Below are 21,719 nucleotides of genomic sequence, written 5' to 3'. Positions count from 1 at the left end.
TCACGGTGAAGTGCGGCCACTGTAGGGGGCGTTGCGGGGGCGAGGCGACCGAATTTCCGACGCGGGACGTGAACGCCGTCCCACCCCTGGGCGTCGTAGGAGCACCACACTGCCCGCATCAGGGGAATCCATCCGCGCCCGCACCGCTCGCCTCCTGCGGCGACCGGGCTCTCGTGGACGCCTTCACCGGCCGCCCGGTGCCCTACGGCGAGGACCGGGGGACGCGGCCGGGCCAGGAGGGACCCCGCTCGGTCCTCCTCCCGCGGCTCAGTCCTCCTCCCGCCGGCCTCGGTCCTCCTCCCGCGCCCGGGCGATGAGCAGCGCCACGTCGTCGTGGTTGTCGGGGTGGTGCAGGGTGCGCACCAGCAGGTCGCACACCTCGTCCAGCGGCCGGGTGGGGCCCCGCAGCAGGTCGAGGAGGGTGTCGAGGCGTTCGTCGAGCGAGTGCCGGCGGGTCTCCACCAGCCCGTCGGTGTACAGGACCAGCTGGTCGCCGGGGCAGAAGTCGAACGCGGTCGTCGAGAAGGCCACCCCGCCCACGCCGAGCGGCGCCCCGGTGGGCAGGTCGAGCAGTTCCGGGCCCTGGCCGGCGCGCACCAGGGCGGGCGGCAGATGGCCGGCGTTGGCGATCCGGCACTGTCCGACGGACGGGTCGTGGACGGCGTACAGGCAGGTGGCGATGGCCTGGTCGAGGCCGGCGGTGATCCGGTCGAGGTGCTCCAGCAGCAGCGCGGGGTCCAGGTCGAGGGCGGCCAGCGTGGTGGTGGCCGTGCGCAGCCGGCCCATCGTGGCGGCGGCCGAGATGCCGCTGCCCATCACATCGCCCACCACCAGGGCGGTCTTGCCGCCCTCCAGCGGGATGACGTCGAACCAGTCGCCGCCGACCTCGGTCGTCGCGCCGGCCGGCTGGTAGCGCGAGGCCACCTGGAGGCCGCCGGTCACCGGCGGATGGCTGGGCAGCAGGCTGCGCTGGAGGGTGAGGGCGGTGTCGCGGGCGTTCTGGTACCAGCGGGCGTTGTCGATCTGCACGGCCGCGCGGGCCGCGAGCTCCCGGGCCAGCAGCACGTCGTCCTCGGTGAACGGCACCGGATTGCGGGTGCGCTTGAGGTCGAGGGCGCCGAGCACCTCGCCGCGCGCGATGAGCGGGACGGCCAGATACGAGTGGACGCCCGCGCGGGCCAGCAGCCCGGCCGCCTCGGGGGAGCGGGCGATGCGCGGCAGATCGGCCTCCTGGACGTGCTGGATCAGCACGGGCCGGGCGGAGCGCACGCACTCGGTCACCAGGCGGTCGGGGCCGTAGCGGGCGACCTGGCCGGGCGGGTCGGCGGCCTCCAGGGCCAGCGGTGAGCGGTCGGCGCGTACGGCGAGCGCCCGGATCACGGCGGCCTGGGCGGGGCTGAGACTGGTCCGCCGGCCGCTGACCACCGCGTCCAGGAGATCCACGGCCGCGACATCGGCCAGCTCCGGGACGGCCACGGCCGCCAGCTCGCCCGCGGTGCGGTCCAGCTCCAGCGTGGTGCCGATCAGCGCGGAGGCGTCGGCGATGAGGGCGAGACGCCGGCGGGCCGCCTCCGCCTCGACGCCCGCACGGTACTGCTCGGTGACGTCCACCACGGACACGGCGACGCCGAGCACCGTGCCCAGGGCGTCCTCCAGCCGGTACAGCGACACGGACAGGGCGTGCTCCTCGTCCGGGTCGGCCGGGATCCGCCCCACCACCGACCGGTCCACCACCGGCCGCCCGGTCGCCAGCACCTGCCGGGACAGCCCCTCCAGCCCGTCGACGTCCAGCAGCGGCAGCACCTCGCCGATGGTGCGGCCCAGATGCTCCTCGGCGGGCACGCCGTCGATGCGCTCCAGCGCCGGGTTGACCGAGACATAGCGCAGCGTGGTGTCCAGGACGGCCAGACCGATGGGGGACTGGGCGACCATACGGGTGGACAGCGCCACGTCCCGCTCCAGCCGGCGCACGGTCGACTGGTCGGCGCACAGACCCAGGGCGTAGGTGTCGCCCCGGTCGTCGAGCAGCCGCATGTTGCGGAACTCCACCAGCCGGGTGGAGCCGTCCTTGTGCCGCACCGGGAAGGCGCCGGCCCAGCCCTCGCCGGTGGCCATCACATCGGCGAACAGCTTCACGACCAGGTCCATCTGCTGGTCGTGCACCATGATGTGCGCCGCGTACCGGCCGAGGGCCTCCTCGGCCGAGTAACCGAACAGCTCCTCGGCCTGCGGGCTCCACAGCACGATGCGGCCCTGGTCGTCCAGGACGATCGAGGCCACGCCGATCACGTCCAGCAGGCCGCTGGGCCGCACCGGACCGCGGATCGGTTCGCCGCCCGCTGTCACGGGAGGTCCGGTTGCCGCCATCGCACGCACCGCCTTCGCCCGTCCTCACGGCACGCCGTCCCCCGTGCCGACTCCCCATGCCGTACCACGCTCAACCATCTCTCTTACGCCACCGCGTCCTTCTCCACCATCCCTCAGGAGCGGGTGAGTCGTCCTGGGCAGGGGGCGGGCGCGTCGGGTCGCGCCGTTCCGGGCGGGGTGGCCTGCGGGGAGCGGGCTCGTGGGGTTGCGCCGTTCGGGGGCCCGCGGGGAGCGGGCTCGTCGCGGCGCGCCGCTCACCGTGCCCCCTTGAGCGGGGGCACTGCCGCCCGGCGCTTGGTCTGTACATGACCATCCGGCTCGGCCAGACTGTCCGCCGACCGGCGCCACCCCCTACCGAGGAGCCGACGCCATGCGCCTGCCCGCCCGGAAACGCCGCCACGCCGCTCTGACCGCACTCGCCGCGCTGACGGCCGCCGTCACCGCCGCCGGGCCGCCCGCCGCGGCCGCCGTCACCGCCGCCGCGCCGCCCGCCGCGGCCGCCGACACCTGGACCGAGGTCGGCTCCGACCGGGCCCGTCCGCTCACCGAGAGCCAGGGTCTGACGTCCGTCGAGGTCCCGGCCGGCAGCCCGAACCGCTACACGGGCATCGGCACCATCCCGATGAGCGTCTCCAGCCGCGGCTGGAACCATGTCGGCGACCCCGACGCCGCCTACGACGGCCACTACATCGAGCCCTACCAGCGGGACTCCGGCGGGGCGAAGATGTTCCGGGTGCAGGCGCCCGGCGGGGCCTGGTCGGAGTATGTGCACGCGCTGAGCCCCGGAGAGGCGTCGAACAACTCCTGGGTGGCCGTCTCCCCGGACGGGCAGTGGATGCTGGCGGGGGAGTGGGGCACGATGACGCGCCTGCTGGTCTTCCCGACGCCCGGCGTCAACCCGGCCACCTCCCCCTCGGCGAACCTCCCCCAGGCGACCACCGTCCACCTCGACCACGCCGTACGGGACGTCCAGGGCTGCGACTTCTCCGGCCCCACGACGCTGCTGTGCTCCTCCGACGACCCCGAGGGCGCGCTCTTCGGCATGACCAAGCCGCTCCTGCAGATCGACCTCTCGGCCAGGCCCGGCGGATCGGCGGACGTCACCGGCCATGTCACGGCCCTGCGGCAGCTCCCCCTGCGCAGCGGCTGCTCCGGCTCCTTCGAGACGGAGGGCATCGACTACGACCGCCGCACCGGCACCCTCCGGGTGATCGTCCTGTCACCGGGCTTCTGTGTGCTCACCGACAGCAAGACATACAGATTCACCCGCGGCTAGGGGCATGCCCTCGGGGGTGCGGGGAACTGCGCGAGTAACCACGACGCATCCGCACCCGCCGACCCACCTGGATCACCCCGGACGCGATCGAACCCTCCCATGGGTGCCCAGGGGGCGAAGTGATGCTTTTCTGGGATAGAGCGCCACGAGAGGAGCGACCCCGATGGCCCGAGAGCGACCCCACGAGGAATCCGTCTCCGTAGAGATCAGCGGATGCAGCAAGGAGGACGCCCGTATCGTCTTCGACGCGCTGAGCACCTGCTTCGCATCCGACCGCGGCAGCGACGACGTCCCCCAGCAGCTGCACGAGACCCGGCCCATGGTGTGGCTCGGCACCTTCGAGGTCACCGAGGCGCACAGCTGTCCGCCGCCGGCCCGGCTGTCGTCCAGCGTCGAGGTCGACGCCCAGGGCGGCTACTGGGCGATCGACCGGCTCCGCAAGACCCTCGACCCCCTGTTCACCGTGCGCGACCTGTCCACCGCCTCCGGCGACCAGGAGCGCGAACTGCATGTCCTCCTGGAGAGCCGGTGACGTCGGACACATGACCCCGGAGCCCTTCTGCAACTAGTTGCATAATCCGTGCGCGGTCCTCTACAACTACGAGGACGACACCGCGCACGGAGGGCCCGATGAGCCGTTATCCCCACCTGCTGAGCCCGCTCGACCTGGGCTTCACCACGCTGCCCAACCGCGTTCTGATGGGCTCGATGCACGTCGGCCTGGAGGAGGCCGAGAACGGCTTCGAGCGGATGGCCGCGTTCTACGCCGAGCGCGCCCGCGGCGGGGTCGGTCTCATCGTCACCGGTGGCATCGCCCCGAACGAGGAGGGGCGGCCCTGGGGCGGCGGCGCCAAGCTCACCACCGAGGCCGAGGCCGAGGAGCACCGGGTCATCACGGACGCCGTGCACCGCGAGGGCGGCCGCATCGCGATGCAGATCCTGCACTTCGGCCGGTACGCCTACCACGAGGACCTGGTCGCCCCCAGTCCCGTCCAGGCGCCGATCAGCCCCTTCCCGCCGCGCGAGCTCACCGACGCCGAGGTCGAGCGGACCATCGACGACTACGTCCGCGCCGCCCGCCTCGCCCAGCGGGCCGGCTACGACGGCGTGGAGATCATGGGCTCCGAGGGCTACCTCATCAACGAGTTCATCGCGGCGCAGACCAACCACCGCACCGACCGCTGGGGCGGCTCGTACGAGAACCGGATGCGCTTCCCGGTGGAGATCGTGCGGCGCGTGCGCGAGGCGGTCGGCGAGCACTTCATCCTGATCTACCGCCTGTCGATGCTGGACCTGGTCCCCGGCGGCTCCACCCTCGACGAGGTGATCACCCTCGCCAAGGCGGTGGAGGCGGCCGGCGCCACGATCATCAACACCGGCATCGGCTGGCACGAGGCCCGCATCCCCACCATCGCCACCTCCGTGCCGCGCGGCGCCTACACCTGGGTCACCAAGCGCCTGATGGGCGAGGTGTCGGTGCCCCTGGTCACCACCAACCGCATCAACACCCCCGAGCTCGCCGAGCAGTTGCTCGCCGACGGCACCGCGGACATGGTGTCCATGGCCCGCCCGATGCTCGCCGACGCCGAGTTCGTGAAGAAGGCCGCCGAGGGCCGCTCCGAGGCCATCAACACCTGCATCGGCTGCAACCAGGCATGCCTGGACCACACCTTCAGCGGCAAGATCACCTCCTGTCTGGTCAACCCGCGCGCCTGCCACGAGACCGAGCTGGTGCTCTCCCCGACCCGGCTGCGCAAGAAGGTCGCCGTCGTCGGCGCCGGTCCGGCCGGCCTCGCCTGTGCGGTCACCGCCGCCGAACGCGGCCACCAGGTCACCCTGTTCGACGCCGCGAGCGAGATCGGCGGCCAGCTCAACGTGGCCCGCCAGGTCCCCGGCAAGCAGGAGTTCGACGAGACCCTGCGCTACTTCGGTCACCGCCTGACCGAGGAGGGCGTGGACGTACGGCTCGACACCCCCGTCGGGGCGGACGACCTGGCGGAGTACGACGAGGTCGTCGTCGCCACCGGCGTCACCCCCCGCGCCCCCGACATCCCCGGCGTCGACCACCCGAAGGTCGTCGGCTACCTCGACGTCCTGCGCGACCGCGTCCCCGTCGGCGAGCGCGTCGCCGTCCTCGGCGCCGGCGGCATCGGCTTCGACGTCGCCGAGTTCCTCACCGACGGCGGCGACAAGGCGAGCGAGGACCCCGAGACGTACTTCCGCCACTGGGGCGTCGACATGGACTACCGGGCGCCCGGCGGACTCGCCGCCCCCGAGCGGCCCGCCCCGCCGCGCCAGGTGCACCTGCTCCAGCGCAAGACCACCAAGGTCGGCGCCGGACTCGGCAAGACCACCGGCTGGATCCACCGCGCCGAACTCAAGCACCGCGGCGTCATCATGGTCCCCGGAGTGCGCTACGACCGGATCGACGACGCCGGACTGCACATCACGGTCGGCGAGGAGAGCATGGTCCTGGAGGTCGACACCGTCGTGCTGTGCACCGGCCAGGAGCCGCGCCGCGACCTCTACGAGGAGCTGGTCGCCGCCGGCCGCAGCGTCCATCTCGTGGGCGGCGCCGACGTGGCGGCGGAGCTGGACGCCAAGCGCGCGATCAAGCAGGGCACCGAGGTCGCGGCCGCCCTGTAGCGGCCGTCCCTAGGATGACCCCCATGTCTCTCCCGCACGCGATCCTCACCGCCCTGCTGGAAAAGCCGTCCTCCGGGCTGGAGCTGACCCGCCGGTTCGACAGGTCGATCGGCTACTTCTGGTCGGCGACGCATCAGCAGATCTATCGCGAGCTGGGGAAACTGGAGGCGGAGGGGTACATCCGGGCCCTGCCGAGCGAGCAGCCGGCCCGCGGGCAGAAGAGGAGCTACGAGGTCCTGCCCGCGGGTCGCGCCGAGTTGGCCCGCTGGACGGCCACCGCCCAGGAGCCCAGGGCGCTGCGCGACCCGCTGCTGCTCAGGCTGCGGGCCGCGGCCGTGGTGGGCACCGAGGGCGTCGAGGACGACCTGCGCCGCCATCTCGATCTGCACCGGCGGCAGTTGGCCGAGTACGAGGAGATCGAGAAGCGCGACTTCCCGCCCGGCAAGGACAGTGCCCAGGACCGGCTCCAGCACCTGGTGCTGCGGGCCGGCATCGAGCTGGAGACCTTCTGGACGCAGTGGCTCACCCACGCCCTGGAGGAGTTCGCGCGGTTGCCCGAGGCCGAGTGAGCGCGCTCAGCGGCGGTACGGAACCCGTTCAGAGGCGGTACGGCTTGGAGCGCCGCCGCAGGAACCACACCGTGGCCCCCGCCCCGACGGCCACCAGCGTGCCGCCGCCGACCAGGGTGAGCGTGCCGTAGTCCTTGGTGCCGCCGCCCAGACCGCCCATCACGCCGCGCGACGGCGAGGGGGTGGCGGTGGCCGAGATGGTCGGCGTGGAGGGGACGGAGACGATCACCGACTGGGTGCCCGCGGTGGAGCCGTTGGCGCACACCACGACGACCGTGTAGGTGCCCGGTCCGACGTTGGCCCAGGCGGCCGACTGCAGGGCGCTGGAGCCGGAGAGGGCCACCTGCCGGCCCTGGGCGAAGTTCGCCTGGCCGCTGCTGAGCAGCGAGGCGTTGCCCCAGCTGCCGTTGATCTGCTGGGAACAGGCGCTGGTCGTGACCGACACCGTGGAGCCGCTGGTGCTCACGGAGATGCCTGTCTGGGCCTCGGAGGGGGCGGCGAGGGTCAGCGGCAGCGCGGCGGCGGCTGCCGCGGTCAGGCCGCGGAGCAGGGGTGTGGAGATCGGCATGGGAGTGTCCTCCGGCGGCACGGTTGGCGGTACATCCCTTGCGCCGCCGAATAGGGGAACGCCCGTGCTGCCTCAGGGGCAGCCAACGCGCACCCGCCCCGCCCCGCACTCCGGCCGCCCCCGGGCAGGTGACGGATTAACCCGTCCGGCCGACAACCGGGACGAGGCGGTCCCCGTCGACGTCACCTCAGCCGCCCGCCCAGTCGGTCCCCGCCGACGCCGCCTCAGCCGTCGGCTCAGGCGGTCCCCGTCGGCGTCGCCTCAGCCGTCGGCTCAGGCGGTCCCCGTCGGCGTCACCTCAGCCGTCGGCTCAGGCGGTCCCCGTCGGCGTCACCTCAGCCGCCCGCCCAGGCGGTCCCCGCCGACGCCGCCTCAGCCGTCCGCCCCGGTCGTCACCGTCCGCTCCTCCGACAGTGCGCCCCAGGTGCCGTCGGGCAGCCGGGCCCGTAGCCGCACCCGGTGCTCGACGCCCGGCTCGCGGCCCACGTAGAAGCTGTACGAGGCCCGGTCCCGCGGGGGGTTCCCGCCGAAGACGAGGGAGGTGGCGGGGCGTCCGTCCAGGTGGACCTCGTACTCGGTGACCACCCCGTCGGTGCGCGGCGGCACCCAGCTCAGGTCGATGTGGTACGCCCCGTCCGCGCGGTGCGTGGAGGCGCGGAAACCGGCCGGGGCCGTCGCCGCGCCCTGGTCGGCGCCGGGCGCGGTGGTGAGCCGGACGGCGGCGCTGGCGGGCGAGAGGTTGTCCGCCGCGTCGCGCGCCCGCACGGTGAAGCGGTAGCGGGTGCCGGGCCGCAGCCCGGTCACCACGGTGGCGGTCTGCTGCCCGCCCACACTGTGGATCTTGGTGTCACCCTGGTAGACGTCGTACGACACCACCTCCCGGTCGTCCCGCGCCGCACCCCAGGACAACTGCGCCGCGCGGCTGCCGACCGGCTTGCCGCGCAGAGTGCCCGGCCGGGAGGGAGGGGAGGCGTCGGCGGCCACGGCGGCCGGGGTCGAGGCCCGCACGCTCCGGCTGGCGGGGCCGAGCCGCCCGTCGGCGTCACGGGCGCGCACCGTGAAGACGTACGAGGTGCCGGGCCGCAGCCGCGGGACGTCCACCATGTGCCGGTCGCCGGGCACCTCCGCGACCTTCGCGCGACCGCGGTACACCCAGTAGGCGGTGACCGGGGGATCACCGGTCACGCGGTTCCACATCACATGCACGCTGGTGGCGCTGCCGGCCTCGGCCGTCACCCCCGTCGGCACGCCGGGCGGGCGCTCCGCGCCGGTGCTCCGGGCGCAGGCGCTCAGCAGCAGGAGCGTGCCGCAGACCAGCGCGGCGGGAACGGGGGCGCGTCGCACGGCTCTGTCTCCCAGGGGCGGCACGGCAGCAATGGTACGGACCAATATGGCGTGACTGACGCGATCACATCAAGGGGGGTGTTGATGAGCACCCGCCCCGGTTACGTATGCTGAACCTCTTCGCGGCTGAACTCTCCTCGCAGGACGGGAAGTTCATGCCTGTGGCGCGGACCGCTGTCGTCGCTGATCCCCGCGCCGGCGGCCGGGGCCCGCAGCCGAAGGCAGGCTGCGGGCCCCGGGTCTCCCTCCCGGCACGCCCCGCACCCCGTCCGGCCCCCTCGGAATGGCCGCCCGGCCGGAACGGCATCAGATTGGGCTGAGTGTCCGTCAGATCGCCCAGGAGAGGGACCCCTATCGTGCGTGCCCAGTCGCTGTCGCTGGTCGCGGCGAGCGCCGCTCTGCTCGCCCCGACGACGCAGCCCACCGCAGCAACCGCCACCACGCCCCTGGGCCTGCCCGGACCCCCGCCGGTACGCGCCGACGCCCCCGTGCGCGCCGCCGACCTGCTGGCCAAGGTGCGCGAGTGCGCCCCGGTCTCGCGCGGCCGCTACCGCACCGACAGCGGCACACCCCCCACCATCCCCGTGTGCGGCACCAGGGACGCCGTCTTCTGGAAGGCCGACATGGACATCGACTGCGACGGACAGCCCACCCGCCGCTGCAACAGCCGTACCGACCCCTACTTCTCCGCCGGCACCGCCTACCCGCAGTCCGACGGGCGCCCGCTGAACGCCGAGAAACTGCCCTACATCGTCGTGCCCGTCCCCAGCCGCATCTGGGACCACCGCGACCACGGGGTGCGCGGCGGCGCCGTGGCGGCCGTCGTCCACCGCGGCCGCGTCCAGTACGCCGTCGTCGGCGACGCCGGTCCGCGGGACATCATCGGCGAGGCGTCGTACGCCACCGCCCGGGCGCTCGGCATCGACCCCGACCCGCACGGCGGGGGGACGCCCTCGGGCGTCACCTACATCGTCTTCAAGGACTCCCGCGCGACACCCATCGAGAGCCGCGACGCCGCCGAGGAGATGGGGGAGCGGCTGGCGCGGCAGTTCGTGCGGGCGGAGCCGGACCGCGGTGCGGGGGCGGGGGAACGGGGGCCGAAGCAGGCCCCCGCTCCCGCGAGCGCTCAGACCTTGCGGTAGTCGTACGCCTCGGCGGCCGCCGCGGCGACCGCGTCCAGGTCCGCCCCGGTGGCGGCCGTGACCACCGCGGCGACGGCGCCCTCGACGAACGGCGCGTCCACCAGGCGGGTGCCCTCGGGGAGTTCGTCGCCCTCGGCGAGCAGCGCCTTGACGGTGAGGACGGCACTGCCGAGGTCGGTGAGCACGGCGACCCCCGCGCCCCGGTCCACCGAGGCGGCCGCGGCGGCGATCAGCACGGCGCTCGTACCGAGCCCGCCGTCCTCGGTGCCGCCCGCCGGGGCGAGGGGCACCTGGGCGCCGCCGCCCGCCAGCCCGCGTGCCAGCTCGGCCACCGACGCGGCCACCTGCGCGCTGTGCGACACCAGCACGATCCCGACCGGCTTCTCCTTGCTCACATCACTCACCCGCGGCCTCCACCAGCCCGGCGATCAGCAGGGCCGCCGAGGTCGCCCCCGGGTCCTGGTGACCGATGCTGCGCTCACCGAGATAGCTCGCACGCCCCTTGCGGGCCTGCAACGGGGTCGTCGCCTCGGCGCCCCGCTCCGCGGCCGTGCGGGCCGCCGCGAAGGACTCGCCGAGCGCCTCCACGGCCGGGACCAGCGCGTCGATCATCGTCTTGTCGCCCGGCGCGGCACCGCCGAGCTGCATCACCGCGTCCACGCCCGCGCGCAGGGCGTCGGCGAACTCCTTCTCGCCCACCTCCGGGGCGTCCCCGAGCGCCTTGCCGGTGCGCCGCAGCAGCGTGCCGTACAGCGGGCCCGAGGCCCCGCCGACGGTGGAGATGAGCTGGCGTCCGGCGAGGATCAGCACCGCCCCCGGAGTGCCGGGCGCCTCCTTGTCGAGGGCGGCGGCCACGGCCCGGAAGCCGCGCTGCAGATTACTGCCGTGGTCGGCGTCACCGATGGGGGAGTCGAGGGCGGTGAGCCGCTCCGCCTCCCGGTCGACGGACGTGGCCGTCGCCGTCATCCAACGGCGGAAGAAGTCGGCGTCGAGCACTGGATCTCCTTGCCTGGTAGGTGCGTTGACCGCTGTCTCACATGCCCCAGCGCAGGGCGGGCGTGCTGACCGGCGCGTCCCACAGCCGCAGCAGCTCCTCGTCCACCTGGCACAGCGTCACCGAGGCGCCGGCCATGTCCAGGGAGGTGACGTAGTTGCCGACCAGTGTGCGGGCCACGGCGACGCCCCGCTCGCCGAGCACCCGCTGCACCTCGGCGTTGAACCCGTACAGCTCCAGCAGCGGGGTCGCGCCCATGCCGTTGACCAGCACCAGCACCGGATTGCGGGGCCGGAGATCCTCCAGCACGGCGTGCACCGCGAAGTCGGCGATCTCCCCGGAGGTCATCATCGGCCGCCGCTCCCGGCCGGGCTCGCCGTGGATACCGATGCCCAACTCCAGCTCGCCCGGCGGCAGATCGAAGGTGGGACTGCCCTTGGCGGGCGTGGTGCACGCGCTGAGCGCCACCCCGAAGCTGCGGGAGCTCTCGTTCACCTGCCGGGCGATCGCCTCCACCCGCTCCAGCGGCTGCCCCTCCTGCGCCGCCGCGCCCGCGATCTTCTCCACGAACAGCGTCGCCCCCGTGCCGCGCCGCCCGGCCGTGTACAGGCTGTCGGTGACCGCCACGTCGTCGTCCACGAGCACCTTGGCGACCTGGATGCCCTCGTCCTCGGCGAGTTCGGCCGCCATGTCGAAGTTGAGCACGTCACCGGTGTAGTTCTTCACGATGAACAGCACGCCCGCACCGCTGTCCACGGCCGCCGCCGCCCGCACCATCTGATCCGGCACCGGCGAGGTGAACACCTCTCCCGGACACGCCGCCGACAGCATCCCCGGCCCCACGAACCCCCCGTGCAACGGCTCGTGCCCCGACCCGCCCCCGGACACCAGCCCCACCTTCCCCTCCACCGGCGCGTCCCTCCGCACGATCACCCGGTTCTCCACATCCACGATCAACTCGGGATGCGCGGCGGCGACCCCGCGCAACGCGTCGGCGACGACGGTTTCCGGGACGTTGATCAACATCTTCATGGGGACCTCCCAGTGAGAACGGCGGGTGGGCTGAGGACCTGCTGTCGTACCGGTCGCGGACTGCCGGGACACGGCGTCACCCACCTGCCCGGTGCTCGGTGCCGCCCTGGCCGGAACCCTTACCTTCGGCAGTATCGGCCTTGCGGCAGCGAAGGTCACGCGCGGCGGGTCGCCGCGTCCACGCCGGGGAGCAGGGCTCGCAAGCCGCGCTCGCGGACCCGTCGCCGGGAGCACCCCGCCGGCGGCCCCGTATCCTGCGCGACGTACGGACCGGAGGTTCCGGTCGGCGGCGGGGGGCGAGCACCGATGATCACCGGAACCACCAGGGGGCCCGCGGCATGACCGGAACCACGCAGGCCGTGGCCGGGGCCGCTGCGGTCGGCGATGCGGCACGACCTGTCGCGCGCCCGTTCTTCGTCTACGCCGTGCTCGCCAACGCGCTGTTCCAGCGCGGCGTGTTCGTCCTCTTCCTCTACGAGCGAGGCTTCTCCGCCGGGCAGGTGGCCCTGCTGCAGACACTGCTGTATCTGGTGAGCGGACTCGCGGAGGTGCCGACGGGAATCGTCGCCGACCGGATCGGCAGGCGGGCCGGCATCGCGATCGGCCAGGTGCTCACGGCCGCCTGTCTGCTCGGTCAGGCGGTGTCCAGCGACTACTGGGTGTTCGTGGCGCTGTTCATCGGACAGGGCGTGGGCATGGCATGCGTGTCCGGCTCGGACACCGCCCTGCTGTACGACCTGCTCGTGCGGCGTGGGGCGACGGCCGGCTACGTCAGGATCAGGTCCCGGTTCACCATGCTCGGGACGGTCACCTCGGGCACCGCCATCGTCCTCGGCGGCCAACTGCAGCAGATCGGCTGGGGAGCCGTCTACGCCGGTTCGGCGGCGTGCCTCGCCCTGGCCGTGGTGGTGCTGATGGCACGGGTGCCCGAGATCCGCGGCGCGGACGCGGTGGACGAGCGGGACGGAGCCGAGGAGGGGCACGGCGACGCCACGGCCTGGCGGGCGATGCTCCGGGTCGCCACGCCGGCGCTCGTGACGCTGGTCGTGGTGTCCGGTCTGATGCATGCCACGTTGACGCCGTACATCATCTTCACGCAGAAGACCCTCTCCGATCAGGGAGCGGGCACCGCGTGGGTCGGCGTGGTCATATCGGCGGGATTCCTCGTCGGCGGGCTCACCCCCTTGCTGGCGGACCGCGCGGACCGGCGCCTCGGGTACCGGGTCGTCGTCCCGGTGTCACTTCTGGCGCTCGCCGCGGCGCTCGGCCTGAGCGGTCTCGGCCTCGTCCAGGTCACCGTCGCCGCGTTCCTGGTCCTGGTCGGCATTCCCGAGATCACCGCCGTGATCGTGGACAACGTGTTCAACGAGGCGGTGCCGTCGCGCCACCGGGCGAGCCTGCTGTCGATGATCGCCTTCGTGGAGTCGGCGCTCATCGGGACCGGCTATCTCCTCCTCGGCGCGCTCATGGACGGGCTGGGTTCCGGCGTGGGCATGGCCGCCTACGCCGCGGTCCCCCTGCTGGCGTGCCTCCTGTGGCTCCCGGTGCTCCTCCGCGGGGCACGGGTGACCACCGGGATGGAGAAGTCCGCCGGCCGAGGTCGGTGACGGCCGGCCCGCCGGTACGCGATGACGCGGACGGCGGCGGTCCGGCTCCGCCGCGGCGGCGGCCGACGCGGAGTCAGGTCCAGCCCATCTCCGTGTACAGGCTCCCTTGCCGTATCCCCTCGATCGCGGCACGCGTGTACCCGACGATCGGCTCCGGCAGCGCGTCGAGCGGCCACCAGCCCCAGCCGGCGCACTTGTCCGGTTCCCTCACCTCGGGCTCGCCCACCCACCTGCGTGCCCGGAACACCAGTTGCAGCCGCGGCTGCGCCCCCGGCGCATCCACGAGGTGGACGGCGTGCACGAACTCCACGTCCGCCGCGTCCACGACCAGCCCGGCCTCCTCCTTCGCCTCCCGGATCAGACAGGCGACGGCGGACTCCCGCTCGCAGTGACCGGCCAGGAAGTGGTGGTACGACGGGGCGTACGCCGACTCCGGGTGCCGCAGCCCCAGCAGCACGCGGCCCTCCCGTTCCAGATACAGGTGGACGCCGATGACGTTCGGGACCGTCCGTGTGCCGGGGACGCGGACCCTGACGACGGGCAGGGTGCCGCCGGTGCGACCCCGGCCCGTGCGGTGGTGCTCGATGACGGCCGTGGTCCTGGGGTCCATCGTCAGCCAGGGCAGCTGAGCCGCGTCCGTCCAGCGCAGCATGATCCCCTCGGTGAGGGGGAGCGTGGCCGGGTCGCCCCGCCATGTGCCCGAGTACACCTGGACGCGGGCGAGCGTCTCGTCCCCGTCGGTCGCCTCCACCACGGCGTACGGGGTCAGGTCCGGCACCCGCAGTCCGGCCTCCTCCTCCAGCTCCCGCGCGATCGTCGCGTCCAGGCTCTCGCCCGGCTCCGGATGACCGCCGGGCAGGGACCACCGCCCGGCCTCCGCGATGTTCTTGTTGGCGTCGCGCAGGTGCAGCAGATAGCGGCCGGCGTCGTCGACCAGCAGCGCGGCCGTGGTCGTACGCACATGAGGTGGGGTCAAAGCGGCTTCTCCGTCCAGGCGTTGGCGAGACCGGGCGATGACCCATGGTGCCCTGAGGCCGTCCGGTGCAGGCCGGTCCACCCCGTGGTTCCGGTGGAGCTGGTCGTGCGCCGCAGTACGGGGCCGGCTGCGGACGCCTGACGCGGGCCCGTACGGCGGCGGCCGGTCACCGGCGTCAGGCGTGGTGTGCCGCCGGGCCCGTCGGCCGGTCGCGGACGCCGGGTGGCCGAGAAGTCGCGGGCGCACGGGTGGGGCGGACGGCGCAGAGGCGGGAGCAGAACGTCCGGGCGCGTGCGCCCTGCCACGGGTGGGGGCCGGGGCCTACAGTGTTGGCTCCCCACGGCCCTGGGCACCGGCGCCAGGGCGTGGCCCACCTCTTCGGTCAGCGGCCGTCGCGGACCCACGGTCACCGCGTACCCGGCGTGCCGATGACCGCCCGCGTGTCAGGCACCACCCGTGAGACCGTCCGGTCCGCGCCCGCCCGTGCGCGCGCCCGGCGTGTCGAGGACCGCTGGAGGCCGCTGTGTCCCGACCGTGCATCGCCCTGATCTCCGACCCCACGTCCCCCGAAGGCTGTGCGGACGTCCTCGCGCAGGCCGTGGACGTGCTCACCGGCGCCCCGCCGGTGCGGGTCGACTCCCGCCACCTCGCCATCGGCGGCTCAGGCCGCGCCGAGCCGGACGGGGACCGGTTACGGCTGGTCGTCCCCGCACAGGGACTGGACCTGGTGCCGGACATCGTCGTCCTCTACGAGATCCCGCCGCACCGCAGGAGCGCCCTCGCCCCGCTCCAGCTCCTGCTGGACCGGCACGCAACGGTCACCCTCGCCGGCCGCCCCGACGCCTGGCGGGCGGCGACCGAGAAGAACCTGACCGTCGAACGCTTCCGGCGCGACGGCATCGCCCACATGGAGACCCTCCTGCTGTCCGCGCCCGGCCCCGAGGAGGCGCTGGCCGCCCTGGACAAGCTCGGCGGCGACGCCTGGGCGCGGCCCGTCGTCGGCACCGGCGGCAACGACACCTTCCATGTCACCGGCCCCGACGCGCTGCTGGACGCCGCCGGCTACTACGCCCGCCAGGGCACCGACTGGCTGCTGTCGCGCGACGCGGGGAACTTCACCGCCACCGGAGCCCGCCACCAGTTCCGCGTCTTCGTCCTGGGCGGTCGCGTCATCCACGCCCGCGAGCACGTCCAGTCCGCGCCCGACACCCCCTGCAACACCTGCCAGGGCGCCGTCCCCCTGCACATCGCCCCGCCCGACCTGCCGCCGCGCCTGACCGAACTGGCCGTCGCCGCGACCGCGTCGGTGGGGCTGCCCTTCGCCGGGGTGGACCTGGCCGTCGAGAACGGCGGGGTGGTGTTCGAGGTGAACGTGCAGCCCGCCTTCGTCGACGGCGAACTGCACACCGTCGCCGTCCCGTACGTCCGCGCCCACCTCGACGCGTACGCCCGACGCGGCACTCCCACCCCGCGGGAACGCCTGTGCGACGCGTCGCTGAACACCGAACGGATGTGACAAGGTGACCTGAGACCGCAGGGGAGACGTTGTGGGGGGTGGTCGAGGTGGCGGAGCTCGCCAAGGGCGGCAACACGGCGGTGGGCGAGGGGCTCATCACGGCGGAGCTGCACGCCGAGGGCGACCAGGTCGACCTCAGCGCGCTGCTGGTCGGCACGGACGGCAAGGTCCGCTCCGACGACGACCTGGTCTTCTACAACCAGCCCGAGGCCGAGTCCGGCGCCGTCCGCCACCGGCCCGCCGACGCCGACGGGCCCGAACGGGTCGAGATGGAACCCGGCGCCCTGCCCGCGGACGTCGACCGGGTCGTGCTCGTCGGCAGCTGCGACCCCGACGACGCCGGCCGCACCTTCCGCGGCGTCCGTGACGTCCTCGTGCGCGCCCGCCAGGACGGCGCCGAGACCGTCGACTTCCGGCCGCCGCCGCTGGTGGACGGGGAGCGGGCCGTGCTGCTGCTGGAGCTCTACCGCCGCGGCACCGGCTGGAAGCTGCGCGCCATCGGCCAGGGGTACGCCGACGGCCTGGCCGGCCTGGCCACCGACTTCGGCATCGACGTGGCCGAGGAGGAGGACACGGCACCGGCGGCCGCGCAGCCCGTAGCGCCCGACCGGCCCGAGCCCCAGCAGCCGCCCGCTCCCGCCACCCCGGCGGCCCCCGTCCCCGCCCCGGCTGCCCCCGCCCCCATGAGCCTGCGCAAGCCCCCGCTCGGCAAGGTCAGCCTCGACAAGGGCGGGCAGGTCTCCCTCAGCCTCGACAAGAAGGACCAGGAACTCGTCGTCACCGCCACCCTGGAGTGGGACGGCGGCAGCGACGACCGCCGCCGCCGGGGCGCCGACCTCGACCTGTACGCCCTGTTCGTGCCCGGCGACACGGCCCGGCGCGGCGCCAAGGAGCCCGGCACCCTCGTCAAGTCGGGCCCCAGGGCCAAGGGCGGCAAGGGCCAGGACGTCGTCTACTACAAGCAGCTCGGGTCGCTGGAGAAGGCGCCGTACATCCACCTCGACGGCGACGCCCGCGTCCCCGGCAAGGAGACCGTGCGGATCGTCCGCCCGGACCAGCAGGGCTACGTCCTGCTGTGCGCGTACTCGGCGGTCAGCAACGGCTTCGGCTCCTTCCGCAGCTTCGGTGCCAAGGTCGTCGTCACCGACGGCCGGGGCTCCACGGTCACCGTGCCGCTGTACGAGAACACCAAGACCCGCTACTGGGTGGCCATCGCCCTGGTCGACTTCACCGACCCCGAGGGCGCCGCGATCCGGCACATCGAGGCATACAGCGCCCGGATGACCGAGCGCCGCCCGGTGCTGCACACCGACGGCACCATCGAGATGAACGCCGGTCCGGTGGAGTTCAAGCGGCGCTGACCCGCCCGCGCACGGGTACGCTCCGAAGCATGCGGATCTCCGTCTCCTCCGACATGGACGAACCCGTCGCCCGGCGGCTCGTCGCGGAACTGCGCGAGCGCGGCCACGAGGTCAGCGCGCACGGGGCGCTGCGCCCCGGCGACGACCCGCAGTGGGCGGTGTGCTCCGCCGCGGCCGCCCGCGAGGTCGCCGACGGCACCGCCCACCAGGCGGTGGTGTGCTGCTGGACCGGCACGGGGGCGTCGATAGCGGCGAACAAGGTACCCGGCGTGCGCGCCGCGCTGTGCACCGACGCCGGCACCGCACAGGGCGCCCGGCGCTGGAACGACGCCAATGTGCTGGCGCTCAGTCTGCGCCTGACCTCGGAGCCGTTGCTGACGGAGATCCTGGACGCCTGGTTCGCCTCGGCGCCCAGCGAGGACGCCGAGGACCGGGAGAACGTGGCCCGCGTCGCCCGCATGGACGCGGACCGCACGGCACCCGCCCGAACGGGGGCCGCCAAGGTCAGCGACAGGCACTGAAGGGCACGGAGGGCACGGAGGGGCACGGAGGCCCGGGGGGTCACGACCGTACGCAAGCCGCCGGTGAGGAGGCGCGGTGACGGACTGGACCTGGGAGTACAAGGGCTACGAGCCCACCGAGGAACGGCTGAGGGAGTCGTTGTGCACGCTCGGCAACGGCTACTTCGCCACGCGCGGAGCCCTGCCCGAGTGTGTGGCCGACGACGTGCACTACCCGGGCACCTATGTGGCCGGCTGCTACAACCGGCTGATCTCCCAGGTGGCGGGCCGCGGCGTCGAGAACGAGGACATGGTCAACGTCCCCAACTGGCTGCCGCTGCGCTTCCGCCCGCACGGCGGCGCCTGGCTGACGCCGGACACCGCCGAGGTCCTGGAGCACACCCTGATCCTCCAGCTCACCTCGGGCGTGCTGGAGCGCCACACCCGCTACGCGCTGCCCGGCGGCGGCACCCTGGCGGTGCGGCAGCTGCGCCTGGTGCACATGGCCGACCCGCATCTGGCCGCCCTGCGCACCGAGTTCACCGCCGAGGGCCACACCGGGGAGCTGGAGGTCGAGGCGGCCCTGGACGGCGGGGTGACCAACGCCGGAGTGCCCCGCTACCGCGATCTGGACGGCCACCACCTCACCCATGTGCACACCGGCAGCGCCGACACCGACACGGTCTGGCTGCGCTGCCGCACCCGCACCTCCGACATCCGGATCGGCATGGCCTGCCGCCTGGACTGCGAGGCACCCGTCGCGGTACGGCACACCCGGCCCCGTACCGTGCAGTGCACCCGCCTGGACCTGGCCCCCGGCCGCACCGTCACCGTCGACAAGATCGTCGCCCTGCACACCTCGCGCGACCCGGCGATCAGCGACCCGCTGTTCGCGGCGGCCGCCCGGGTCGAGCGCGCCCCCGGCTTCGACGCGCTGCTCACCTCGCACCGCACGGCCTGGGCCCAGCTGTGGCGCCGGGCCGACCTGGAGGTGCCGGGCGAGGCCGGTCGCATCCTGCGCCTGCACCTGTTCCACGTCCTGCAGACGCTGTCCCCGCACACCGCCGACCTGGACGTCGGCGTGCCGGCCCGCGGACTGCACGGGGAGGCGTACCGGGGGCACGTCTTCTGGGACGAGCTGTTCGTGCTGCCGTACCTGGACCTGCACTTCCCGGAGACGGCCCGTGCCCTGCTGCGCTACCGCCACCGCCGTCTGGAGCAGGCATGCACCGCGGCCCGTGCCGCCGGCCGCCGGGGCGCGATGTACCCCTGGCAGAGCGGCAGCGACGGCCGCGAGGAGACCCAGCAGCTGCATCTCAACCCGCGCTCCGGCCGCTGGCTGCCGGACCGCTCGCACCTGCAGTACCACGTCGGCTCGGCCATCGCCTACAACGTGCTCAGGTACTGCGAGGCCAGCGGCGACGCCGAGTTCCTGCACACCAAGGGCGCCGAGATGCTGCTCCAGATCGCCCGGTTCTGGGCGGACGCGGCCACCTGGGACGCCGACCTCGGCCGGCACCGCATCAAGGGCGTCATGGGCCCCGACGAGTACCACGACGCCTATCCCGGCGCCACCGAACCCGGCCTCGACGACAACGCGTACACGAACGTCACCGCCGCCTGGGTGCTCGCCCGCACCCTGGAGGTGCTGCGCAACCTCCCCGAGCCGCGCCGCCGCGAACTGGGCGAGCGCACCGGTCTGGACGAGGGCGAGCTGGAGGAGTGGGAGGAGGTCTCACGGACCCTGTACGTGCCGTTCCACGAGGGGGTCATCAGCCAGTTCCACGGCTACGGCGACCTCGCCGAGCTCGACTGGGCCGGCTACCGGGCCCGCTACGGCGACATCCGGCGACTGGACCGGATCCTGGAGGCCGAGGGCGACACCGTCAACCGCTACCGGGCCTCGAAGCAGGCCGACGTGCTGATGCTGGGCTACCTCTTCCAGCCGGCCGGCCTGAAGAGCCTGTTCGCCCGGCTGGGCGTCCATCTCGACGACGACATCTGGCGGCGCACCGTCGACCACTATCTGCACCGCACCAGCCACGGCTCCACGCTGAGCGGACTGGTGCACGGCTGGGTGCTGGCCCGCGACCGGCGGGCGGAGGCATGGGAGTTCGTCCAGGAGGCGCTGCGCGGCGACATCGCCGACGTGCAGGGCGGCACCACCGGCGAGGGCATCCACCTCGGCGCCATGGCCGGCACCCTCGACCTGGTCCAGCGCGGACTGACCGGCCTGGAGACCCGCGACGGCGCCCTGTGCCTGGACCCCGTACCGCTGCCGGAGCTGTCCTCCTACCACTTCTCGCTGCGGTTCCACGGCCACTGGGGCGTCCGGCTGCGGCTGCGCCACGGCCGGCTGGAGATCACGGTCCCGCCCTCCGACGCGGACCCCATCGACGTACGACTGCCCGGCCGGGCGGTCCGCGTCGAGCCGGGGGAGACGGTGCAGCTGCCGCTGCCCGACTGACCCCCTGCGGGACGGAGACCGGGCGGCCGGGCGCCGGTCGGGGACGGTACCTCGCGTGCTGCGGTCAGGCGCTGCGGTCTCCCTTCGGCTTGCCCCGCTGGTCGGGTGTGCCGTGCGGCGGCGGACCGAAAGGCTGAGCCTGGGTCGCGGGCGACACGGGCGAACCCGCGCGGCGCGTGCCCTGTTCGGGACGCAGCGCCGACGGATCGCCGGAGGTCGGCTCCGCGCCGGAGCGCAGCTGGTCCAGCCGGGCGGAGAGCAGTTCGTTCACCGGGAGGCGGTCGGCGTGCTCGTGCTCGTAGGCGATGAGCACCTCCACCTCGTCGGCGTTCAGGGACCGCACCCGGCTCTCCAGGCCGCCGATCGGCAGATGGTCGTAGTCGGGCAGCGGCAGGGAGCTGCGGCCGGACTCGGCCATGGATCTCACATCCTCTCAGTGGGCGCCGAGGCCGCCCCCGCCGAACGAGCCGCTGGAACCGCGGCTCCACCGCGGGCGTTCCTTCTTCGCGCTGGGGCGGGTCTGCATATTGGTCAGCTCGTACGGTGTGAGCGGGCGGCCGTCTTTGGGGATCCGGGGCACCTCGTCGGGTTCGCGGTTCTCGCGGACCTCGTGCACCGGACCGCCCGGCGGCATCTTGGGCTGCTCGTCCGGCGTGGGCCGGGGCAGCTCTCGGTTCCGAATGCGTGCGCCGAACCAGAAGCTGCCGGCCAGGAGGACCAGCACGCCCGCGGCGGCCAGGAAGAGTCCCAGACTCAGGAGGCCGCTCTGCTCGGCTAGCTGCATCGTTGCGGTACTCATACCTGGCGAATACCCGCGTATCGGACAGCGAACCGGGCGGGGGCGGCCGTGACCCTGCGTGAGCGGGCGGTGGCGCCGCATCCTGCCGGCCGGGTCCCGCCGAGGTGGGGTTTGACTCCGTGCCGCCCCGGCTACCCGCGCGGTGTGACTACGACGCCGCCTAGCCAACAGGAGCTCTTCCGGTTCCTGGAGGACCGGTTCGCGTGCGCCCAGGCGTGCACGGAGTGTGCCCGTCTGTGCGCGCTGCGCGCGAGCCTGGTGACTCCCGACGGGACCGTCGAGCAGGAACGACTGCGCCGCAAAGGCATCATGTGCGCGGAGGTGTGCGACGCCACCTGCCGGGTGCTGTCCGAGGAGAACCGGGTGGACGAGGAGAGCATCCGCGTCCAGCTGGAGTGGTGCCGCACCGTCTGCCTCGAGTGCGCCCACGCCCTGGAGGATCACCCCGGAGCGGAGGAGACCGTCGCCGCGTGCCGGGCCTGCGCGCGGGCCTGTACGGACTTCATGGCGACCCTGGGCTGACCCCGTCGCGGGCGACGCGCGGCCTGTCGCGCC

The 21,719-nt window shown here is 73.6% G+C and carries 20 protein-coding genes; 11 read left to right on the top strand and 9 right to left on the bottom strand.

What is annotated here, in order from left to right:
- Positions 1 to 267: 267 nt before the first annotated feature.
- A complete protein-coding gene (locus ACSU6M_RS03355) occupies positions 268 to 2,367 on the bottom strand; it encodes a SpoIIE family protein phosphatase (protein ID WP_437066879.1) in 2,100 nt (699 codons plus the stop codon).
- A 370-nt stretch (positions 2,368 to 2,737) separates the two neighbouring features.
- Between ACSU6M_RS03355 and ACSU6M_RS03350 the strand changes: the two genes are divergently transcribed.
- The 4 genes from ACSU6M_RS03350 to ACSU6M_RS03335 all read left to right on the top strand — a co-directional run bounded on the left by ACSU6M_RS03350 (position 2,738) and on the right by ACSU6M_RS03335 (position 6,858).
- Positions 2,738 to 3,643, top strand: a complete 906-nt coding sequence (locus tag ACSU6M_RS03350; protein WP_437066877.1) for a hypothetical protein — start codon at positions 2,738 to 2,740, stop codon at positions 3,641 to 3,643.
- Between the two features lie 163 nt (positions 3,644 to 3,806).
- Complete coding sequence (locus ACSU6M_RS03345) at positions 3,807 to 4,175, top strand: hypothetical protein (RefSeq protein ID WP_437066875.1); 369 nt, start codon at positions 3,807 to 3,809, stop codon at positions 4,173 to 4,175.
- Between the two features lie 98 nt (positions 4,176 to 4,273).
- Complete coding sequence (locus tag ACSU6M_RS03340) at positions 4,274 to 6,289, top strand: FAD-dependent oxidoreductase (RefSeq protein WP_437066873.1); 2,016 nt, start codon at positions 4,274 to 4,276, stop codon at positions 6,287 to 6,289.
- A 23-nt stretch (positions 6,290 to 6,312) separates the two neighbouring features.
- Positions 6,313 to 6,858, top strand: a complete 546-nt coding sequence (locus tag ACSU6M_RS03335; RefSeq protein ID WP_437066871.1) for a PadR family transcriptional regulator — start codon at positions 6,313 to 6,315, stop codon at positions 6,856 to 6,858.
- A gap of 28 nt (positions 6,859 to 6,886) precedes the next feature.
- Here the strand turns inward: ACSU6M_RS03335 and ACSU6M_RS03330 are convergent, their stop codons facing one another.
- Complete coding sequence (locus ACSU6M_RS03330) at positions 6,887 to 7,426, bottom strand: hypothetical protein (RefSeq protein ID WP_437066869.1); 540 nt, start codon at positions 7,424 to 7,426, stop codon at positions 6,887 to 6,889.
- Between the two features lie 372 nt (positions 7,427 to 7,798).
- Positions 7,799 to 8,770, bottom strand: a complete 972-nt coding sequence (locus tag ACSU6M_RS03325) for a fibronectin type III domain-containing protein (protein WP_437066867.1) — start codon at positions 8,768 to 8,770, stop codon at positions 7,799 to 7,801.
- Between the two features lie 356 nt (positions 8,771 to 9,126).
- On the opposite strand from ACSU6M_RS03325, the gene ACSU6M_RS03320 reads away from it, so the two are divergent.
- Positions 9,127 to 9,912, top strand: a complete 786-nt coding sequence (locus ACSU6M_RS03320) for a glycoside hydrolase family 75 protein (protein WP_437066865.1) — start codon at positions 9,127 to 9,129, stop codon at positions 9,910 to 9,912.
- Here ACSU6M_RS03320 and dhaM read toward each other — a convergent pair.
- From dhaM to dhaK, 3 genes are read right to left on the bottom strand one after another with little or no spacing between them, the layout of a single operon-like run.
- Positions 9,897 to 10,307 carry a dihydroxyacetone kinase phosphoryl donor subunit DhaM gene (gene dhaM, locus ACSU6M_RS03315; RefSeq protein WP_437074992.1) on the bottom strand — a complete coding sequence of 137 codons (411 nt, stop codon included), beginning with the start codon at positions 10,305 to 10,307 and terminating at the stop codon, positions 9,897 to 9,899. The two genes, ACSU6M_RS03320 and dhaM, sit on opposite strands and share 16 nt — an antisense overlap.
- 1 nt (position 10,308) lies before the next feature.
- On the bottom strand, positions 10,309 to 10,908 hold the full coding sequence (dhaL, locus tag ACSU6M_RS03310; protein ID WP_437066863.1) for a dihydroxyacetone kinase subunit DhaL: 600 nt from the start codon (positions 10,906 to 10,908) through the stop codon (positions 10,309 to 10,311).
- A gap of 37 nt (positions 10,909 to 10,945) precedes the next feature.
- Positions 10,946 to 11,938: a dihydroxyacetone kinase subunit DhaK gene (gene dhaK / locus ACSU6M_RS03305; protein ID WP_437066861.1), complete on the bottom strand. Its 993-nt coding sequence runs from the start codon at positions 11,936 to 11,938 to the stop codon at positions 10,946 to 10,948.
- A gap of 338 nt (positions 11,939 to 12,276) precedes the next feature.
- Between dhaK and ACSU6M_RS03300 the strand changes: the two genes are divergently transcribed.
- Complete coding sequence (locus tag ACSU6M_RS03300) at positions 12,277 to 13,545, top strand: MFS transporter (RefSeq protein ID WP_437066859.1); 1,269 nt, start codon at positions 12,277 to 12,279, stop codon at positions 13,543 to 13,545.
- Between the two features lie 73 nt (positions 13,546 to 13,618).
- Here ACSU6M_RS03300 and ACSU6M_RS03295 read toward each other — a convergent pair whose 3' ends face one another.
- Positions 13,619 to 14,506: an NUDIX hydrolase gene (locus tag ACSU6M_RS03295; protein WP_437066857.1), complete on the bottom strand. Its 888-nt coding sequence runs from the start codon at positions 14,504 to 14,506 to the stop codon at positions 13,619 to 13,621.
- 538 nt (positions 14,507 to 15,044) lie between these two features.
- Between ACSU6M_RS03295 and ACSU6M_RS03290 the strand changes: the two genes are divergently transcribed.
- The 4 genes from ACSU6M_RS03290 to ACSU6M_RS03275 all read left to right on the top strand — a co-directional run bounded on the left by ACSU6M_RS03290 (position 15,045) and on the right by ACSU6M_RS03275 (position 20,365).
- Positions 15,045 to 16,037, top strand: a complete 993-nt coding sequence (locus ACSU6M_RS03290; protein ID WP_437066855.1) for an ATP-grasp domain-containing protein — start codon at positions 15,045 to 15,047, stop codon at positions 16,035 to 16,037.
- Positions 16,038 to 16,075: 38 nt separating this feature from the next.
- Positions 16,076 to 17,398 carry a TerD family protein gene (locus ACSU6M_RS03285; RefSeq protein ID WP_437066853.1) on the top strand — a complete coding sequence of 441 codons (1,323 nt, stop codon included), beginning with the start codon at positions 16,076 to 16,078 and terminating at the stop codon, positions 17,396 to 17,398.
- Positions 17,399 to 17,427: 29 nt separating this feature from the next.
- Positions 17,428 to 17,919, top strand: coding sequence for an RpiB/LacA/LacB family sugar-phosphate isomerase (locus ACSU6M_RS03280; protein WP_437066852.1), 492 nt, complete (start codon positions 17,428 to 17,430; stop codon positions 17,917 to 17,919).
- 76 nt (positions 17,920 to 17,995) lie between these two features.
- On the top strand, positions 17,996 to 20,365 hold the full coding sequence (locus ACSU6M_RS03275; RefSeq protein WP_437066850.1) for a glycoside hydrolase family 65 protein: 2,370 nt from the start codon (positions 17,996 to 17,998) through the stop codon (positions 20,363 to 20,365).
- Between the two features lie 64 nt (positions 20,366 to 20,429).
- Here ACSU6M_RS03275 and ACSU6M_RS03270 read toward each other — a convergent pair whose 3' ends face one another.
- Both ACSU6M_RS03270 and ACSU6M_RS03265 read right to left on the bottom strand, forming a co-directional pair.
- Complete coding sequence (locus ACSU6M_RS03270) at positions 20,430 to 20,783, bottom strand: hypothetical protein (protein WP_437066848.1); 354 nt, start codon at positions 20,781 to 20,783, stop codon at positions 20,430 to 20,432.
- Positions 20,784 to 20,798: 15 nt separating this feature from the next.
- Positions 20,799 to 21,164, bottom strand: coding sequence for a DUF6479 family protein (locus ACSU6M_RS03265; protein ID WP_437066846.1), 366 nt, complete (start codon positions 21,162 to 21,164; stop codon positions 20,799 to 20,801).
- Positions 21,165 to 21,308: 144 nt separating this feature from the next.
- Between ACSU6M_RS03265 and ACSU6M_RS03260 the strand changes: the two genes are divergently transcribed.
- Positions 21,309 to 21,686 (top strand): ferredoxin, encoded by a 378-nt coding sequence (locus ACSU6M_RS03260; RefSeq protein ID WP_437066844.1) that lies wholly within the window; start codon positions 21,309 to 21,311, stop codon positions 21,684 to 21,686.
- Positions 21,687 to 21,719: the final 33 nt, after the last annotated feature.

It is taken from the genome of Streptomyces sp. enrichment culture (assembly GCF_964272895.1).
In the GTDB taxonomy this organism is placed as follows: Bacteria; Actinomycetota; Actinomycetes; order Streptomycetales; family Streptomycetaceae; genus Streptomyces.
The sequence above is the reverse complement of the archived record's forward strand: the minus strand, read 5'-3'. Positions and strand labels throughout refer to the sequence as shown.

Coding starts and splice junctions, on each gene's coding strand:
- ACSU6M_RS03355 (WP_437066879.1), bottom strand. CDS start 2,367: ATGGCGGCAACCGGACCTCCCGTGACAGCGGGCGGCGAACCGATCCGC.
- ACSU6M_RS03350 (WP_437066877.1), top strand. CDS start 2,738: ATGCGCCTGCCCGCCCGGAAACGCCGCCACGCCGCTCTGACCGCACTC.
- ACSU6M_RS03345 (WP_437066875.1), top strand. CDS start 3,807: ATGGCCCGAGAGCGACCCCACGAGGAATCCGTCTCCGTAGAGATCAGC.
- ACSU6M_RS03340 (WP_437066873.1), top strand. CDS start 4,274: ATGAGCCGTTATCCCCACCTGCTGAGCCCGCTCGACCTGGGCTTCACC.
- ACSU6M_RS03335 (WP_437066871.1), top strand. CDS start 6,313: ATGTCTCTCCCGCACGCGATCCTCACCGCCCTGCTGGAAAAGCCGTCC.
- ACSU6M_RS03330 (WP_437066869.1), bottom strand. CDS start 7,426: ATGCCGATCTCCACACCCCTGCTCCGCGGCCTGACCGCGGCAGCCGCC.
- dhaK (WP_437066861.1), bottom strand. CDS start 11,938: ATGAAGATGTTGATCAACGTCCCGGAAACCGTCGTCGCCGACGCGTTG.
- ACSU6M_RS03300 (WP_437066859.1), top strand. CDS start 12,277: ATGACCGGAACCACGCAGGCCGTGGCCGGGGCCGCTGCGGTCGGCGAT.
- ACSU6M_RS03280 (WP_437066852.1), top strand. CDS start 17,428: ATGCGGATCTCCGTCTCCTCCGACATGGACGAACCCGTCGCCCGGCGG.
- ACSU6M_RS03270 (WP_437066848.1), bottom strand. CDS start 20,783: ATGGCCGAGTCCGGCCGCAGCTCCCTGCCGCTGCCCGACTACGACCAT.
- ACSU6M_RS03265 (WP_437066846.1), bottom strand. CDS start 21,164: ATGAGTACCGCAACGATGCAGCTAGCCGAGCAGAGCGGCCTCCTGAGT.